Origin of the sequence: Serratia sp. CY82433 (assembly GCF_052166535.1) — a bacterium.
GTDB lineage: Bacteria > Pseudomonadota > Gammaproteobacteria > Enterobacterales > Enterobacteriaceae > Serratia > Serratia sarumanii.
Window position 1 is genome coordinate 146,286 of record NZ_JBJNOR010000003.1, and the last position, 16,061, is coordinate 162,346.

Annotated in this window: 21 protein-coding genes; 10 read left to right on the top strand and 11 right to left on the bottom strand. The window is 59.5% G+C overall.

Features of this window, described 5'->3' with window-relative positions; all coding sequences use genetic code 11:
- The first annotated feature begins 173 nt into the window (after positions 1-173).
- The 10 genes from ACJ8PI_RS16895 to ACJ8PI_RS16940 all read left to right on the top strand — a co-directional run bounded on the left by ACJ8PI_RS16895 (position 174) and on the right by ACJ8PI_RS16940 (position 8,983).
- A complete protein-coding gene (locus tag ACJ8PI_RS16895; protein WP_089185451.1) occupies positions 174-500 on the top strand; it encodes a glycine dehydrogenase in 327 nt (108 codons plus the stop codon).
- Positions 501-536: 36 nt separating this feature from the next.
- Positions 537-902: a glycine-rich SFCGS family protein gene (locus tag ACJ8PI_RS16900; protein WP_033636151.1), complete on the top strand. Its 366-nt coding sequence runs from the start codon at positions 537-539 to the stop codon at positions 900-902.
- A complete protein-coding gene (locus ACJ8PI_RS16905; RefSeq protein ID WP_033636150.1) occupies positions 902-1,198 on the top strand; it encodes a DUF4312 family protein in 297 nt (98 codons plus the stop codon). The genes ACJ8PI_RS16900 and ACJ8PI_RS16905 overlap by 1 nt, the downstream gene beginning before the upstream one ends.
- A gap of 30 nt (positions 1,199-1,228) precedes the next feature.
- Positions 1,229-2,005, top strand: coding sequence for a DUF4311 domain-containing protein (locus tag ACJ8PI_RS16910; protein ID WP_004937006.1), 777 nt, complete (start codon positions 1,229-1,231; stop codon positions 2,003-2,005).
- Positions 2,006-2,016: 11 nt separating this feature from the next.
- Positions 2,017-2,667, top strand: coding sequence for a DUF4310 family protein (locus ACJ8PI_RS16915; protein WP_033636148.1), 651 nt, complete (start codon positions 2,017-2,019; stop codon positions 2,665-2,667).
- 60 nt (positions 2,668-2,727) lie between these two features.
- A complete protein-coding gene (locus tag ACJ8PI_RS16920; protein WP_164134681.1) occupies positions 2,728-3,867 on the top strand; it encodes an amidohydrolase/deacetylase family metallohydrolase in 1,140 nt (379 codons plus the stop codon).
- The gene (locus ACJ8PI_RS16925) at positions 3,851-4,969 is read left to right on the top strand and encodes a DgaE family pyridoxal phosphate-dependent ammonia lyase (protein ID WP_049234180.1); all 1,119 of its coding nucleotides are present in this window, start codon (positions 3,851-3,853) and stop codon (positions 4,967-4,969) included. The genes ACJ8PI_RS16920 and ACJ8PI_RS16925 overlap by 17 nt, the downstream gene beginning before the upstream one ends.
- Positions 4,966-5,706 carry a 2-dehydro-3-deoxy-phosphogluconate aldolase gene (gene dagF / locus ACJ8PI_RS16930; RefSeq protein ID WP_004937022.1) on the top strand — a complete coding sequence of 247 codons (741 nt, stop codon included), beginning with the start codon at positions 4,966-4,968 and terminating at the stop codon, positions 5,704-5,706. Before ACJ8PI_RS16925 ends, dagF begins: the two co-directional genes overlap by 4 nt.
- A 94-nt stretch (positions 5,707-5,800) precedes the next feature.
- Entirely contained in the window at positions 5,801-7,015 is a 1,215-nt protein-coding gene (locus tag ACJ8PI_RS16935) for a lactonase family protein (protein ID WP_164134680.1), read from the top strand.
- A gap of 51 nt (positions 7,016-7,066) precedes the next feature.
- Positions 7,067-8,983: a BglG family transcription antiterminator gene (locus ACJ8PI_RS16940; protein ID WP_033648995.1), complete on the top strand. Its 1,917-nt coding sequence runs from the start codon at positions 7,067-7,069 to the stop codon at positions 8,981-8,983.
- 4 nt (positions 8,984-8,987) lie between these two features.
- On the opposite strand, the gene ACJ8PI_RS16945 is transcribed toward ACJ8PI_RS16940, so the two are convergent.
- The 11 genes from ACJ8PI_RS16945 to kdsC all read right to left on the bottom strand — a co-directional run bounded on the left by ACJ8PI_RS16945 (position 8,988) and on the right by kdsC (position 16,051).
- Positions 8,988-9,410 (bottom strand): helix-turn-helix domain-containing protein, encoded by a 423-nt coding sequence (locus tag ACJ8PI_RS16945; RefSeq protein WP_033636138.1) that lies wholly within the window; start codon positions 9,408-9,410, stop codon positions 8,988-8,990.
- Positions 9,407-9,718 carry a type II toxin-antitoxin system HigB family toxin gene (locus tag ACJ8PI_RS16950; RefSeq protein WP_033636137.1) on the bottom strand — a complete coding sequence of 104 codons (312 nt, stop codon included), beginning with the start codon at positions 9,716-9,718 and terminating at the stop codon, positions 9,407-9,409. The genes ACJ8PI_RS16945 and ACJ8PI_RS16950 overlap by 4 nt, the downstream gene beginning before the upstream one ends.
- A gap of 296 nt (positions 9,719-10,014) precedes the next feature.
- On the bottom strand, positions 10,015-10,287 hold the full coding sequence (npr, locus tag ACJ8PI_RS16955; protein ID WP_033648996.1) for a PTS phosphocarrier protein NPr: 273 nt from the start codon (positions 10,285-10,287) through the stop codon (positions 10,015-10,017).
- Positions 10,284-11,138: an RNase adapter RapZ gene (gene rapZ, locus ACJ8PI_RS16960; protein ID WP_164134679.1), complete on the bottom strand. Its 855-nt coding sequence runs from the start codon at positions 11,136-11,138 to the stop codon at positions 10,284-10,286. Before rapZ ends, npr begins: the two co-directional genes overlap by 4 nt.
- A 129-nt stretch (positions 11,139-11,267) precedes the next feature.
- Positions 11,268-11,729, bottom strand: a complete 462-nt coding sequence (gene ptsN / locus ACJ8PI_RS16965; RefSeq protein ID WP_016930212.1) for a PTS IIA-like nitrogen regulatory protein PtsN — start codon at positions 11,727-11,729, stop codon at positions 11,268-11,270.
- Between the two features lie 155 nt (positions 11,730-11,884).
- Positions 11,885-12,172 carry a ribosome hibernation promoting factor gene (hpf, locus tag ACJ8PI_RS16970; RefSeq protein WP_004937038.1) on the bottom strand — a complete coding sequence of 96 codons (288 nt, stop codon included), beginning with the start codon at positions 12,170-12,172 and terminating at the stop codon, positions 11,885-11,887.
- Positions 12,173-12,195: 23 nt separating this feature from the next.
- The gene (gene rpoN, locus ACJ8PI_RS16975) at positions 12,196-13,629 is read right to left on the bottom strand and encodes an RNA polymerase factor sigma-54 (protein ID WP_033648997.1); all 1,434 of its coding nucleotides are present in this window, start codon (positions 13,627-13,629) and stop codon (positions 12,196-12,198) included.
- A 52-nt stretch (positions 13,630-13,681) separates the two neighbouring features.
- The gene (gene lptB / locus ACJ8PI_RS16980; protein WP_004937040.1) at positions 13,682-14,407 is read right to left on the bottom strand and encodes an LPS export ABC transporter ATP-binding protein; all 726 of its coding nucleotides are present in this window, start codon (positions 14,405-14,407) and stop codon (positions 13,682-13,684) included.
- Positions 14,408-14,413: 6 nt separating this feature from the next.
- Positions 14,414-14,953 carry a lipopolysaccharide ABC transporter substrate-binding protein LptA gene (lptA, locus tag ACJ8PI_RS16985; protein ID WP_004937045.1) on the bottom strand — a complete coding sequence of 180 codons (540 nt, stop codon included), beginning with the start codon at positions 14,951-14,953 and terminating at the stop codon, positions 14,414-14,416.
- Positions 14,922-15,500: an LPS export ABC transporter periplasmic protein LptC gene (gene lptC, locus ACJ8PI_RS16990; protein ID WP_033636134.1), complete on the bottom strand. Its 579-nt coding sequence runs from the start codon at positions 15,498-15,500 to the stop codon at positions 14,922-14,924. The genes lptA and lptC overlap by 32 nt, the downstream gene beginning before the upstream one ends.
- Positions 15,497-16,051 (bottom strand): 3-deoxy-manno-octulosonate-8-phosphatase KdsC, encoded by a 555-nt coding sequence (kdsC, locus tag ACJ8PI_RS16995; protein WP_021505108.1) that lies wholly within the window; start codon positions 16,049-16,051, stop codon positions 15,497-15,499. Before kdsC ends, lptC begins: the two co-directional genes overlap by 4 nt.
- Positions 16,052-16,061: the final 10 nt, after the last annotated feature.

Genomic DNA, 16,061 nt, shown 5'->3' on the forward strand with positions numbered 1-16,061 from the left:
GCGCGTCATGCGATTTCCACTTCGAACTGGAAAAAACCGGTCTACACAGAAAATCCTACCGGGGGTAGGGTAAAGACATCACAGAAAGCGGGTTATTCAGGTGATGCGCTTTACGGCTTACTGATTAATGTGGGATCTAGGGGTACTGAAAAGTGAATGATGGATCTGCTTCGATAAAAGAAATTGAACAATCCGATGTCAGCGCAGCCGGTGAGATCACCGCTCGGGTGTTGGCGGATATTGCCGCGATGCTGAATGCTGAAAATATTTATACCAATGCGGTGCAGCAACAGATGCTGGAATCGCATATTCGCGCCATGGTGCTGCGTTCAATAACCGGCGAGCCGTTGCCGGAGGTGGATAAATCGTTGTTCGACGAAATCTCCGCCGAATCCATGCAAATGGCGGAGCGCGTGGTGAATCAGTTTGGCACATTGCCTATCGAAGAAGCCTATTTATTGTCAGTGCACTTCGAAGTGGCGAAAGATAATAACGCATAGCGGTTAACGCATCGATTTCAATCAGGAGAATATACCATGGGTCAAATTACCGTAGTGATCGGCGATCGTTTGGGTAAAGGGCAAAAAGTCGGCCAGGGCGTTGAAAACGCAGGCGGAAAAGCGGTGGTTATCCCCGGCGTGGCGGCGGATATGAAGCTGGGTGACGTCATGAAAGCGGAAAACGCGCAGCTGGGCATCTCTTTTTGCGGCAGCGGCGGCGCCGGCGCGATTACCGCGCAAACCAAACACGGCTACAAAGCCAAATACGGTATGCGTTCGGTGGAAGAGGGCGTGACGGCAATTAACGAAGGCTGCAACGTGCTGGGCTTCGGCTTTATGGATAAAGAAGAGTTGGGCCAGAAACTGGTGGAAGCCTACATCAAAAAACATGGCAATCCATAATGAAAGAGCAATATACCACATCGGTAAAGGTGGAGGGTAAAGGCGATAGCAAAGCGAAAGCTTTTGCTTCCGCCTTGGCTAATGTGCAGGGCGCGGTATTAAAGTCCACCAACAATATTCTGCTGCGTATCGAGCCGCAGGACGTCAGCGTCGTGAGAGCGGAAGAGAAAATAACTAAAGAGAAATTTCTTTTCTTCTTTTTGCCGCGTGAAAGAAAGAGCTATGCCGTTTCTCTGGAAATAACCGTGAACGTAACCATTATCAATACCGAGAAGGTTGTCTTCGTCACGAAATAAAAACGTTAGCATAAATGAAAGGGTATACTGATGTTTTTAATCATCTTATTTAAATCGATTATTATCGGTGGGTTGGTGGGGGTCGGCGTAGGGGCCGGCGCCGCACGCATGTTCCACGCGCCGACAACACAGGGCATGGGGGCGTTTCGCACCCTGGGCGAGCTGAACTCCTGCGAGGGCGATCCGGCTTCCCACTTCTCATTCGGTCTGGGCTTCTTCTTCAACGCCTGGGCGTCTTCCGTGGCGGCGGGTTCCTTCACGCAGGACGTCGACCACCGCATCATCCCGCACTGGGGCGCGGCGGCCCTGATGGTCAAGAACCGCAATCTGGCGCAAACGCTGCACGATCCGAAAAAAATGGCCATCGCCTGCGGCATCATCGGCATGCTGGTGGTGGCCTTCCTCAATACCACCGCTTCCGCCGTGCCGGCCGCGCTGCAGGTCACCGCGATCAAGGTGCTGGTGCCGGCGGCCAACCTGCTGGTGAACACCGTGATGCCAGTGATCTTCTGGCTGGCGGCGATCGACGCCGGGCGCCGTTCCGGCTTCTGGGGCACCATCTTCGGCGGCTTGGCGCAGCTGATCATGGGCAACGCCGTGCCGGGCCTGGTGCTGGGCATTCTGATCGGCAAAGGCGTGGAAGAGAGCGGCTGGAACAAGATCACCAAGATCATGATGGCGGTGATCGTGCTGCTGTTCGTGCTGAGCGGCTTCTTCCGCGGCTTCGACATGAAAGTTCTCGAGTCCTTCAGCCTCGGCGTGCCGGGCTGGCTGGACGCCATTCACAACACCCTGAGCGGTAAATAAGGAGCGGGATGATGGAAGAGCAAACCCAAAAAGGCTTCTGGTACGCCGACTGGTCATTCCCGATTTTTGTTGGCCTGCTGTCCTCCGGCGTGTTCGCCGGGACGCACATGTATTACCTGTACGGCATCGGCGCCTTTAACGAAGTGGCATTCGTTTCCATGCTGCGGGCGGGGATGGATACCGGCGTATACGGCGCGGTGGCGGCGTTCGGCGCCAGCTTCCTGTTCGCGCGCATCATCGAAGGCTCGCTGGTGGGCATCCTGGACATCGGTGGCGCGATCCAGACCGGCGTCGGGCTGGGCGTGCCGGCGCTGCTGCTGGGAGCCGGCATCGTGTTCCCGGTCGCCAACTTCGCCGCTTCGCTGGTGACCGGCCTGGTCATCGGCCTGGCGATCGGTTACGTGATCATCCTGGCGCGCAAATTCACCATCAATCAGAGCAACTCCACCTACGGGGCGGACGTGATGATGGGCGCGGGCAACTCGTCGGGCCGTTTCCTCGGGCCGTTGATCATCCTGTCGGCGATGACCGCCTCGATCCCGATCGGCATCGGTTCGCTGCTCGGCGCGCTGCTGTTCTATATCTGGGGTAAACCGATCACCGGCGGAGCGATCCTCGGCGCGATGATCCTGGGGGCGATCTTCCCGGTAGCCATTTCTTGAGAGGCCTGCGCCAGGCGCCGCCCGATGCGGCGGCGCCCGGGCTAACAGGAGCAATGCGGTATGTATGACTTAGTAATCAGAGGCGCCAGACTGGCGGACGACACGCTGATCGATCTGGCGGTGAAAGACGGCAAAATCGCCTCGGTCCGGCGGCTGGCGGCGGACGTCAGCGCCGTTCGCCAACTGGATCTGGCGGGCAACTGCCGCCTGAGCGCCGGTTGGATCGATGCGCACGTGCACTGTTATCCCGACTCGCCGATTTACCATGACGAGCCGGATCGGGTCGGCGTCGCCAGCGGCGTCACCAGCGTAGTCGATGCCGGCAGCACCGGCGCCGACGATATCGACGCCTTTTATCAGCTGACGCGCAGCGCCAAAACCAACGTGTTCGCCTTCCTCAACATCTCGCGCATCGGCCTGCTGCGGCAGAACGAGCTGGCGGAGTTGACGGACATCGACAAGCGCGAGGCCGGCCAGGCTATCGCCAGCCATCCCGGTTTCATTATCGGCATCAAGGCGCGCATGAGCAGCAGCGTGGTGGGCAAGAACGGCACCCGGCCGCTGGTGTTGGCCAAAGAGATCCAGCGGGAAAACCGCCAACTGCCGCTGATGGTGCATATCGGCAACAACCCGCCGGATCTGGACGAGATCGCCGATCTGCTGACCCGTGGCGACATCATCACCCACTGCTACAACGGCAAACCGAACCGCATTCTGACGCCGGCGGGCACGCTGCGCGAGTCGATCCAGCGCGCGCTGCGGCGCGGCGTGTTGCTCGACGTGGGGCACGGTACCGCCAGCTTCAGCTTCGAGGTGGCGCGCCAGGCGATCAAGCTGGGCATTTTGCCGCACACCATCAGCTCCGATATTTACTGCCGCAACCGCATAAACGGGCCGGTGCACAGCCTGGCGACGGTGATGTCCAAATTTTTCAGCGTCGGCCTGACGCTGCCGCAGGTGATCGCCTGCGTGACGGAGAACGCCGCGTCGGCGCTGCAGCTCAGCGGCAAAGGGCGGCTGGAGCCGGGCTATGACGCCGATTTCACGCTGTTTGAACTGCGCCGCGAACCGCAGGTGTTCGCCGACGCCGAAGGGCAAACCGCCGAGGGCGAACAGCTGTTGGTGCCGCTGGCCGCGGTGGTGGCCGGGGAAATCCTATTAACCGAACAAGGGGAGGCAAGCGATGTCTTCGATTTATGAAAAATACGGTTTGAAGCAGGTGATCAACACCTCCGGCCGCATGACCATTCTCGGCGTTTCCACGCCGCGCCAGGATGTGATCGACGCCGTTGACTACGGCCTGAATCACTATTTCGAAATCAAGGATCTGGTCAACAAGACCGGCGCCTACATCGCCGATCTGCTCAACGTGGAGGACGCGGTGATCGTTTCCTGCGCCTCGGCGGGCATCGCCCAGTCGGTGGCGGCGGTGATCGTCAAAGATAACGCCAATCTGCTGGTGAACCTGCACTCGGCGCCGATCGCCGTGCCGCGCGAGATCGTGCTGCCGCGCGGCCACAACGTCAACTTCGGCGCGCCGGTGGACACCATGGTGGCGCTGGGCGGCGGCAAGGTGGTGGAAGCGGGCTACGCCAATGAATGTTCGCCGGAGCAGATTGAAGCCTGCATCACGCCGCAGACGGCGGCGATCCTGTACGTCAAATCGCACCACTGCGTGCAGAAAAGCATTCTGTCCGTCGAACAGGCGGCGGTGGTGGCGCGCAAGCATAACCTGCCGCTGATCGTCGACGCCGCGGCGGAAGAAGATCTGATGTGTTACTACCAGATGGGAGCCGAACTGGTGATCTACAGCGGCGCCAAAGCCATCGAGGGGCCGACCAGCGGCCTGGTTATCGGCAAGAAACAGTACGTCGAGTGGGTGAAGCTGCAGTCCGGTGGCATCGGTCGGGCGATGAAGGTCGGCAAAGAGGGCATCCTCGGCCTGACGCAGGCGATCGAAAGCTATCTGACGCTTGAGAAAACCACCGGGCAACAGATGGTGGCGCGGATGACGCCGTTCCTCGACAGCCTCAACACCCTGACCGGCGTCAGCGCCAGAACCGTCTGGGACAGCGCCGGCCGCGATATCGCCCGCGCCGAGATCGCCTTCGACGAAGCGGTGCTGGGGCGGTCGACCTATGACATCGTCCAGGCGCTGAAAACCGGCGACATCGCCATCTACTTCCGCGGCTACAAGGCCAACGAGGGCAAGATTGAGGTCGACGTGCGCAGCGTCGATGAGCAACAGCTGATGACCGTCTTTACCTGTATCAAAAACCTGTTTACGGAGAAACAAGCATGAAGCTGCAGCCTAACTACTATCGTGACCGCGTCTGCCTGAACGTGCTGGCCGGCTCCAAAGCCAATGCGCAGGACATCTACGCCGCGGCGGAAGGCCATGTGCTGGTGGGCGTGCTCTCCAAGAACTACCCGGACGTCGACAGCGCGGTGACCGACATGCTGCGCTATGCGCGCCTGATCGACAACGCGCTCTCGGTCGGACTGGGCGCCGGCGATCCGAAGCAGTCGGCGATGGTCAGCCTGATCGCTCAGCAGGTGCAGCCGCAGCACGTCAACCAGGTGTTTACCGGCGTTGGCGCCAGCCGCGCGCTGCTGGGCCAGAACGACAGCGTGGTCAACGGCCTGGTGTCGCCAACCGGCCGCGTCGGTTGGGTGAAGATCTCTACCGGCCCATTGAGCGCCGCGGCGCCGGACGGCATCGTGCCGGTGGAAACCGCCATCGCCCTGCTGAAAGACATGGGCGGCAGCTCCATCAAGTATTTCCCGATGGGCGGCCTGAAGTGCAAGGACGAATATCAGTACGTAGCCAAGGCCTGCGCCGAGCATGACTTTATGCTGGAGCCGACCGGCGGCATCGATCTGGAGAACTACGAGCCGATCGTCGAGATCGCGCTGGCGGCCGGCGTGAAACGCGTGATCCCGCATATCTACAGTTCGATCATCGACGCCGCCAGCGGCGACACGCGCCCGCAGGACGTGAAAACCCTGCTGGCGATGACCAAAAAGCTGGTGGGCTGAACGCGCAATGGGATGAGGTAAAGGCTGGGAGGCGAAGGCTTTCCCCTGGCGCGGCATGCCGCGCCGTTACCTATACTCAGGTCTGAGGATAACTATGCGAAACTGGCAGGCTCCAACCCGACGCACCGCGTTGTTCCTGGCGCTGCTGGCCGTGACCGGCCCGGCGCTGCATGCTGAGGATGCAATGAATTCCACGTCATCTCATTTCGCCTATATCGGCACCTACAATCCCAACGGCGAAGGCGTTTACCGGGTGCAGGTCGATCCGGCCAGCGGCGCGCTGAGCCACACTACGCTGGTCAGCAAAGTGCCGAATCCGGCGCAGCTGACGCTGGGCGCCGATGGCAAGACGCTGTATGTCGCCAGCGAAGTGGCCGATTTCAACGGCGGCAAGCACGGCGGCATCACCGCTTACCGGGTCAATCCGGCCGACGGCGGCCTGACGCAGCTCAACCAGGTGGATTCGCAGGGAGCGGGGCCGGTGTATCTCTCATCGACACCGGACGGGCGCCATCTGCTGGTGGCCAACTACGTCAGCGGCAGCGTGGCGGCTTTCCCGATCGAAGCGGACGGCAGCCTGGGCGCCGCCAGCTCGGTGCAGCAACAGCAGGGCCCGGCGGGCGCGGCCAAACCGGCGGCGGCGGTGAACGGCAGCTTCGCCATCAGCGATCACAATGGCCCACATGCCCATATGATCGCCAGCGATCCGAGCGGCAAGTTCGTGTTCTCCACCGATCTGGGGTTGGATCGCATCTACCAATGGCGCTTTGACGCCGTGAGCGGCCGGCTGACGCCGAACGATCCGCCGTGGATCGCCGCCTCTTCCGCCGGCGCGGGTCCGCGTCACTTTGTGTTCCATCCGGACGGCGAAACCGTGCTGCTGGTGAACGAAGAGGCCTCGACGTTGACCAGCTACCGTTTTGATCGCCAAAAAGGTACTCTGAAACAACTGCATGCGGTTTCCGCGCTGCCCGCCGACTATCAGGGCACCAGCTTCGCTTCGGGGCTGGCGCTCAGCAAGAACGGCGACACGCTGTACGTCGCCAACCGGCTGCATAACAGCATTGCCCAGTTCAGCGTGGGCGCCGGCGGTGAGTTGAAACCGGTGGCGGAAACCTGGACGCGCGGCGATTATCCGCGTTCGCTGGCGCTGAGCCCGGATGGCCGCTATCTGTATGCGCTGAACCAGCGCAGCGATAACGTTACCCGCTTCAGCGTAAACCCGACGGACGGCAAACTCAGCTTTGTGGGCGGTTATCTACCGATCGGCAGCCCCTCGCAAATGGTGTTCCTGCCGCCGCCGAAGTAACCCGTGGCCCGCCCGGTTCGCCGGGCGGGTCGCCTGATTGACGGACACAGAATGGTGCGATTTCCTTACCCGCGTTTGGCTTACTTGTTCGATGCTTTGCAAACCGAGACTTTGCCGCAGGATGAGCTGGCGAAGCGTTTCGCCGTGTCCACCCGCACGGTGCGGGCGGACATCACCGCGCTGAACGAGATTCTGGACAAATACGGCGCGCGTTTCGTGCATAACCGCGGTGCCGGCTATCGTCTGCAGGTCGATAACGCCGCGCTGTTCAGCGCCCTGCAGCATCAGGAGCGCCGCAAGCATGCCACCCCGCGCAGCGCGCAGGAGCGTGTGCATTATCTGCTGGTGCGTTTTTTGACCTCAGCCTTCTCCCTTAAACTGGAAGATCTGGCCGACGAGTGGTTCGTCAGCCGCGGTACGTTGCAAAACGACATGGCTGAGGTGAGAGAGCGTCTGGCGCACTATCAATTGACGATTGAAACCAAGCCGCGTTACGGCATGAAGCTGTTCGGCACGGAGATGGCGATCCGCGCCTGCCTGACCGATCTGCTGTTCCAACTGCAGCTGGCCGACGCCGAGAACCCGCTGCTCAACAACGAGATCCTGCTGCAGCCGCAGGTAGCGGCGTTCGCCGGATTGCTGCACCCGCTGCTGTCGCAATACGCCATTCGCCTGACCGACGAGGGCGAGCAGTACCTGATCTTCTACTGCGCGGTGGCGCTGCGGCGCATCAACGACGGCTATCCGCTGCCGGACTTCGAGGTGGAAGACGGCGACGACGCGGTGCGCCAGGTATCGACCCGCCTGGCGGCGGAACTGCGTTCGGCCTCCGGCAAAGAGATCTCGATGGCCGAAGAGGCCTATCTGCGGGTCAATATCGCCGCGCGGCGCGTGCAGGACGTGCAGCCGACCGAGATCAACGCCGACGATGAAGAAGCGCTGGTGGACTACATCCTGTCCTACATCAACGCACACTATAACTACAACCTGCAGGGCGACGAGCAGTTGCGGGCCGATCTGCTCACCCATATCAAGACCATGATTACGCGGGTGAAATACCAGATCAATATCCCCAATCCGCTGTTGGCCAACATCAAGCAGCACTATCCGATGGCTTACGACGTGACGCTGGCGGCGGTCTCCAGCTGGGGCAAATACACCCCCTATACCCTGAGCGAGAATGAGATAGGCTACCTGGTGCTGCACATCGGCGTGGGGCTGGAGCGGCATTACAACATCGGTTATGAACGCCACCCGCAGGTGATGCTGGTGTGCGATACCGGCAACTCGACGGTGCGCATGATCCAGGCGCAGATTGCGCGTAAGTATCCGCAGTTGGTGATGACGCGCATCGTCTCGCTGCGCGATTACGAGATGCTTGCGCATATCGACGAAGACTTCGTGATTTCCAACGCCCGCATCGGCGAAAAGAACAAGCCGGTGGTGGTGATGTCGCCGTTCCCAACCGATTACCAGCTGGAGCAGCTGGGCAAGCTGGTGCTGGTGGATCGCACCCGACCGTACATGCTGGAGAAGTTTTTCGACGCCGAGCATTTCATGGTGCTCAACGAGCCGCTGACGCAGGCGGAACTGTTCAGCCGAGTGTGCGGCCAGCTGGAGCGGGAAGGGTACGTCGGCGCGGACTTTTATCCGTCGGTGGTCGAACGCGAGGCGATCGTCTCCACCTTGCTGGGCGAGGGCATCGCGCTGCCGCACTCGCTGGGGCTGCTGGCCAAAAAGACCGTGGTGGTGACGCTGCTGGCGCCGCAGGGCGTCGCCTGGGGAGAAGGCGAGGTCGCGCACGTGATTTTCCTGCTGGCGATCAGCAAGAGCGACTATGAAGAGGCGATGGCGATCTACGAGCTGTTTGTCACCTTCGTGCGTGAACGCTCAATGAGCCGCCTGCTGAGCAGCGACAGCTTCGACAGCTTTAAAGCGGTGGCGCTGGACTGCCTGAGCCGGAGCTGAGGGGCTAATCCGCTTCCGGCAGGAAGAGGGCCGGGGGCAGATTGAAGCGTTTGGCCAGCGCCATAATGTGCGGAATGGTCAGCGATCTTTTGCCACTCAGGATTTGGCTGACCAACGACTTTTTACCGATCTCATGTTCAAAATCACTTTGGCTAAGTTGGTGTTGTTCCATCAATACGCGAAGCGCGGCCACTCCTTGCGGGAGTTGGGCGATACGCTGATTGAATGCGGTAAATTCGGCGCTGTTATCTTCATATTCGGCGATTTTTTTTGCCAGCATGTCAATCAGCGGATGGTGTTCATCGTTTTCCAGCAAATATTCCACCAATTCGAGCGCTTCCCGGTAGTCTTGCTGAGAGCTGCTGCCCTGCAATAAGGGCACGGCGCGCAGCAGCGCATCGGCGGCCTTAATGGCATCTGTAATCATGATGAACTCCTTCGATAGTGCTGCATCAGCTTGTCGTACTCGGCGTGGCTAACGATATGCTTTATGAAGACTTTCTGTGTCTCGAAGCTGGCGAAGAACAAAATCCGCAGGTGGTTGCCGCCGACGTCAATGACCCACCATTTCTCTTTGTATTTCATACGATCGAGCGAAGGAAAAAGCGCTTTTAACTCGTCCGGCGTGCGGAACTCGCCGCGTCGCAACGCTTTATAAATGGCCTCGAGAGCAGCGGCTTCATTAGGGTATTGCTTGGTTGCGTTATTGAACGGCTCCCTGGAAATGATATGCATCGCTCCCTCGATTCCTGCCTGGTGAACATTATAGCGACTGTCTTAGGTGTTCACAAATTGTAAACTTATCATCCCCGCTCACAGTGAGAGGGAAATACCCGGCCGCAGCCCGTTTTTGTCGTTGCATACTATTGCGGTTAGCGCCGTGCGGGTAAATCAATACTTCGCATTTACAGGCAGTTACGGCTGACTTTGGAAGCGGATACGCAAAGTGAAAAGCGGGAGATCGTGTCAGGGAGAGAAGGCAAAGAGAACGAACGCGTCGGTGCGACGCATTCGCGGGAGGGCTTCAGCGGCTAATCTTCATCAAACCCGGAGTTGAACAGCTCGACGACCGCCTCCAGTGCGTTGACTTCGTCGGGGCCGGTCGCTTCGACTTCGATATGCCGGCCCTGGGCGGAGTCCAGCATCAGCAGCGCGATGACGCTGCTGGCCTCGGCTTCGGTGCCGCTTTCGTTGCGCAGCATCACTTCGGCGTCGAAGCTTTGCACCAGCTCGAACAGTTTCATCGCCGGGCGCGCGTGCATGCCCAGCTTGTTTTTGATTTCAACCGTCTGTTTGACCGTCATTGTTTGCGCTTTTCCAGCGTGCGGTGGCGCGACTGCACGTTCTTGCCGCGCGAGCGGAAGTAATCGGCCAGCTGTTCCGCCACGTACACCGAGCGGTGCTTGCCGCCGGTACAGCCGATGGCGACCGTCAGGTAGCTGCGGTTGTTGGTTTCCAGCATCGGCAGCCATTGCTCCAGGTAGCTGCGGGTCTGGTAGATGAAGTTGTGCACTTCGGTATGGCGATCGAGGAACGACGCGACCGGCTTATCCAGACCGGTCATCGGCCGCAGCTTCGGATCCCAGTGCGGGTTCGGCAGGAAGCGCACGTCGAACACGTAGTCGGCGTCGATCGGGATGCCGTGCTTGAAGCCGAAGGATTCGAACACTATGGTCAGCTCGCGCTCACGCTTGCCCAGCAGGCGGGTGCGCAGCATTTCGGCCAGCTCGTGCACCGACATTTCCGAGGTGTCGATAATCAGGTCAGCCCGCGAGCGCAGCGGTTCGAGCAGATCGCTCTCTTCGTCGATGGCGCTTTCCAGCGACAGGTTTTTGCTGGAGAGCGGGTGCAGGCGGCGGGTGTCGCTGTAACGGCGGATCAGCGTGTTGCGATCGGCGTCGAGGAACAGCAGCTGCGGCGAGAAGCTGTCCGGCAGCTGAGTCATCGCGTATTCGAACACTTCCGGCGATTCCGGCATGTTGCGCACGTCGATGCTGACCGCCGCGGAGATATTGCGTTCCGCCAGCGTATTGGCGAGCTGCGGCAGCAGCACCACCGGCAGGTTGTCAACGCAGTAAAAACCCATGTCTTCCAGCGCCCGCAAGGCGACGGATTTTCCGGAACCGGAACGGCCGCTGACAATCATCAGCACCATGTGGCAACTCCCCTGGCATCGCGGCGGCGTTCATCGCCACCGGTGGAAACTTTGTTATTCCGGCCGAGGCCGGATCCATCATCGTGAAACAGTAACGTTATCCGGGCTGGAAGTCACGCCGGCCGGACATTACTCGGTGATGATTTGGTAAAGTTCTTCGTCGCTTTGCGCGGCGCGCAGGCGGCGGCATACGGTTTTGTCGGCCAGGCGTTTGGCGACCAGCGACAGGGTATGCAAATGGGTTTTGCACTGATCGGCAGGCACCAGCAGCGCGAACAGCAGGTCGACCGGCTGGTTGTCGATAGCGTCGAAAGCGATGGGTTGGTCGAGACGGATAAACACGCCAACGGCCCGCAGTGTGTCCTCTTCCAGTTTGCCGTGGGGAATGGCGATACCGTTGCCGATACCGGTGCTGCCCATGCGCTCCCGGGTGAGAACCGCGTCAAACACCACCTGCGAAGGCAGATTGAGCTGTTTGGCGGCCAGTTCGCTGATAATTTCCAAAGCCCGCTTCTTGCTGGTGCAGTGTACCGAGCTTTTGGTGCACTCGATGTTTAACACCGAGCTTAATTGCATATATTCGTTGTTCATCTCATCTTCACTTAAAACCGCGCCGCCGGGCGCACCCGGCAAGGCGGTTTTTCGTCGGTTTTAACCCTGATTACCGTTCGGCGCGTCACCCATGCGGGTCACGCGCCGAAGGGCGAGGCGGCGACGGATGCCGCCTCATGGAGTGGGTTAGGGTGTCAGTGTTGCTTCAATTTGTCTTTATGTTTGTTCAATTGACGTGCCAATTTGTCGATCAGCGTATCAATTGCGGCATACATATTCTCGTCTTCCGAGGTGGCGTGCAACTCGCCTCCATTCACGTGCACCGTTGCTTCCGCAATTTGCTGCACTTTTTCCACACTTAATACAACATACACCTGATTGATGCGATCAAAATACTGTTCGAGTTTGGCGAACTTGTTGTTCACGAACTCGCGCAACGGATCGGTGATTTCGATGTGGTGTCCGGTAATGTTGAGCTGCATAGTGTCTTCCTTCTCAATAGAGGTCAAACCAACTGTTTACGCTGGTTCGACGGCGGGATGGACAAAGACTCTCGGTACTTGGCGACGGTGCGCCGCGCCACGATGATCCCCTGATCGGCGAGCAGGGTGGCTAGCTTGCTGTCGCTGAGTGGCTTGGCGGGGTTTTCCGCCGCAATCAATTTCTTCACCAACGCGCGGATCGCCGTCGAGGAGGCTTCGCCGCCGCTGTCGGTATTCACGTGGCTGGAGAAGAAATACTTCAATTCAAAAATGCCGCGCGGGCTGTGCAGAAACTTCTGCGTGGTGACGCGCGAGATCGTCGATTCATGCATCTCCACGGCCTGGGCGATATCCGCCAGCACCATGGGTTTCATAAACTCTTCACCTTGCTCGAAGAACGCCTGCTGTTGGCTGACGATGCAGCGGGTGACCTTCAGCAGCGTCTCGTTGCGGCTCTCCAGGCTTTTAATCAGCCACTTGGCTTCCTGCAGGTTGCTGCGGATAAACTGGCCGTCGGCTTCGCTGCGGGCGCTGTTGCCCAGCGCGGCGTACTGCTGATTGATCTTCAAACGCGGCACGCTGTCGCCGTTGAGCTCGACCGTCCATTTGTTCTGCGTCTTGCGCACCAGCACGTCCGGGATCACGTATTCCGACTCGCCGGTATTGATCGACTGCCCCGGGCGCGGATCGAGCGACTGAATCAGCAGCATCGCTTCTTTCAGTGTATCTTCTTTTAGCCGGGTTGATCGCATCAGGCTGCGAAAGTCGTGGTTGGCCAACAGATCCAGATGGTCGCTGATGATCAGCCGCGCTTCGGCCAGGTAAGGGGTGTCTTTGGCGTATTGGGAGAGCTGCACCAGCAGGCAATCGCGCAGATCGCGCGCGGCGACGCCGATCGGATCGAAACGCTGCACGCGCTTCAATACCGCCTCGACTTCCTCGAGGGTCACGTTCTCGTCGCCCAGGCTTTCCAGAATGTCTTCCAGCGGCACGGTGAGATAGCCGGTGTCGTCCACCGCGTCGACGATGGAGGTGGCGATGGCGGCGTCGGTATCGGAGAACGGCGTCAGATCCACCTGCCACATCAGGTAATCCTGCAGCGTTTGGGTGGTCTCGCCCTGATAGACCGGCAGTTCGTCGTCGCTGTAGTCGGTGCCGGTGCCGGACGGCGTGCCGGCGGTGTAGATCTCATCCCAGGTGGCGTCCAGCGGCAGCTCTTCCGGCATGTCTTTCTGTTCCAGCGCCTCGCGGGTATCGAGCCCCTCGGTCTCCTGGGTTTCTTTGGCGTCGATTTCGTCGTGCAGATCGGTTTGTTCAAGCAGCGGATTGCTCTCCAGCGCCAGCTGGATTTCTTGCTGAAGCTCAAGCGTGGACAACTGCAGCAGGCGGATCGCCTGCTGGAGCTGAGGAGTCATGGCCAGCTGTTGGCTGAGCCTGAGTTGCAAACCTTGCTTCATAGTTTTCTGTCTACTTCCGTTAACGGTGTCGCCCCGCAGGGCGCGCCGGCGCTTAGAGGCGGAACTCTTCGCCCAGATAAACGCGTTTAACCTGCTCGTCGGCCAGAATAGCATCCGGCGTGCCGTGGGCAATCAGTTTGCCCTGGCTGACGATGTAGGCGCGTTCACACACGTCCAGCGTCTCGCGCACGTTGTGGTCGGTGATCAGCACGCCCAGGCCGCTGTCACGCAGGTGCTCGATGATTTTCTTGATATCGATAACGGAAATCGGATCCACCCCGGCGAAGGGTTCGTCCAGCAGTATGAATTTCGGGTTGGCCGCCAGCGCGCGGGCGATTTCGACGCGGCGACGCTCACCGCCGGACAGCGCCTGGCCAAGGCTGTCGCGCAGATGGGAGATATGGAACTCTTCCATCAGCTCCTTGGCGCGGTCTTCGCGCTGTTCGCTGGTGAGGTCGGGGCGAATCTCCAGCACCGCCATCAGGTTGTCGTACACGCTCAGGCGGCGGAAGATCGACGCTTCCTGCGGCAGGTAACCGATGCCGCGGCGCGCGCGGGCGTGCAGCGGCAGCAGGCTGATGTCTTCTTCGTCGATCACGATGCGCCCGGCGTCGCGCGGCACGATGCCGACCACCATGTAGAAGGTGGTGGTTTTACCGGCGCCGTTCGGCCCGAGCAGGCCGACGATCTCGCCGGATTTCACTTTCAGGCTGACGTCTTCGACAACTTTACGGCCCTTGTAGGCTTTCGCCAGGTTTTCTGCGATGAGTGTTGCCATAAGTGATTAGTTACTCTTTTTCTGCTCGTTTTTGTCTTGCAACTGCGACGGTACCAGAACCGTTGTCACGCGTTTGCCTTTGTCGCTAAACGCCTGCATTTGCTGCTGTTGCACCAGATAGGTGATGCGATCGCCTTTCACGTTGCTGTCGAGCTGCTCCAGATAGGCGTTGCCCGTCAGGGTCACCAGCTGGGTCGCCACGTCGTAACGCACTTTCTGCGCGTGGCCTTTGACCGGCTTGCCGCTGTCCTGCATCTGGTAGAAGGTTACCGGGTTGCCGAACGCTTCAATATAGGTCTTATTCTGATCTCCGCCCGGGCGGGTGACCACCACCTTGTCGGCGCGAATATCGATGGTGCCTTGCTTGATCACCACGTTGTCGGTGAAGGTGCTGACGTTGCTCTGCATGTCCAACGACTGCTTGAGCGAGTCGATGCTGACCGGCTGGCTGGAGTCGGATTTCAGCGCCAGAGCGGGGGCGCTGGCGGCCAAAACTAAGCTGCCGAGCAACAGGTTACGGAGTTGGTTTTTGGTTCTGAATTTCATAGTTGGTCTTAACCTTATCAATCAGCTCAGCGGTTTTGGTCCGCAGGTTCCCACGCATTTTCATGCCGTTAGAGGTAAAATTGGTCCCGTAAATCGTGACTTCGTCATCGGAGGTGACGTCCTGGGTGACCAGGTTTACCTGAGCGTTGTCCGTCTTAATTTTTTCCAGCTGCGAGGTGGTGGTCAGGCTGTTTACCTCGACGTGACCATACAGATACAGCATCCGGTCTTTAGTCAGTTTGGCGCGATCGGCGCGAACTGACCAGGTGGCCACCGCATTCTCATCGAACAGCGTCATTACCGGCTGGGTGAACCAGCTCAGCTCGCCGGCGGTGTAATACTTCGCGTCTTCCGCCACCAGTTTGTAATTCAGCTTGCCGGCCGGGTTGTACACCACGGTGACCGTGTGCTGGCTCTGGTAGGTCGGATCCTTATCGTTGACCGGGCCAGGGGCCGTGTCGTCGCTAAAATCCGTCATGTTCCAGCCGATCAGCGCCAGAACGATCACCGTCAACAGGATGGTGATCCACAGTTTGGTTTTACTCATATCGACAGCCCTTTGGCGTCCTCCAGCTTATTTTGAGCCAAAAGAATGATGTCGCACAGTTCGCGCACCGCGCCGCGGCCGCCGGCAATGCGGGTGACGTAGTGGGCGCGCGGCGTCAGCAGCGGGTGGGCGTCCGCCACCGCGACCGCCAGGCCGACCTGCGCCATTACCGGCCAGTCGATCAGGTCATCGCCGATATAGGCGACCTGATCCGCCGTTAACGACAGTTTATCCAACAGTTCGCGGAAGGCCAAAAGCTTATCGGACTGCCCCTGATACAGATGGGTGATACCGAGCGTCTGCGCGCGGTCTTCCAGCAGCTTGGCGGAGCGACCGGTGATGATCGCCACCTCGATGTCCGAGGTTTTCAAGCAGCGGATGCCGTAGCCGTCGCGCACGTTGAACGCTTTCAATTCTTCACCGTTGTTGCCCATGAAGATCAGGCCGTCCGACAGCACGCCGTCAACGTCGCAAATCAACAGGCGGATGTTCCCGGCACGCGCCATAACCTCTTGTTCTACCGGCCCGTAGCAGGTTTCTACCATACCCATTCCGTTCTAT